At 71.1% G+C, this 346-nt stretch carries 1 protein-coding gene; it reads right to left on the bottom strand.

All coding sequences use genetic code 11. The annotated features are described in order from the left end of the window. A partial coding sequence (locus IF89_RS39885; RefSeq protein WP_158718174.1) for an RHS repeat domain-containing protein occupies window positions 1-346 on the bottom strand: 346 nt, incomplete at both ends.

A 346-nucleotide genomic window follows, 5' to 3' on the forward strand; every position in this document is an offset into this window, starting at 1 on the left:
GACGGTGTCGCCGTCCTTGGTCTTGACGGCCGCTTCGGCTATCTGCCCGTGGGCGGTGTAGGTGTAGGCGGTGGTGTTGCCGAGCTGGTCGGTCTGGGACGCCAGGCGCCCGGCCGCGTCATAGGTGTTGGCCGTGCCGGTGCGGGTGTCGCCCTGTCCGGGATCGCCCTGGGTGAGGGTCTTGGCCGTCTGGCGTCCGGCGAGGTCGCGGGTGAGGGCTGCGGTGAACTCCTGCCCCGGATACACATCCGGTGCGGCCGGGTTCAGGACCGTGCTGTGCGGGATGCCGCCCGTGCCGTAGGAGGGTGCGGCGGTGACTTCGCCGCTGGTGGAGGACACCACACGG

The organism is Streptomyces sp. NRRL F-2664 (assembly GCF_000719345.1).
In the GTDB taxonomy this organism is placed as follows: Bacteria; Actinomycetota; Actinomycetes; order Streptomycetales; family Streptomycetaceae; genus Streptomyces.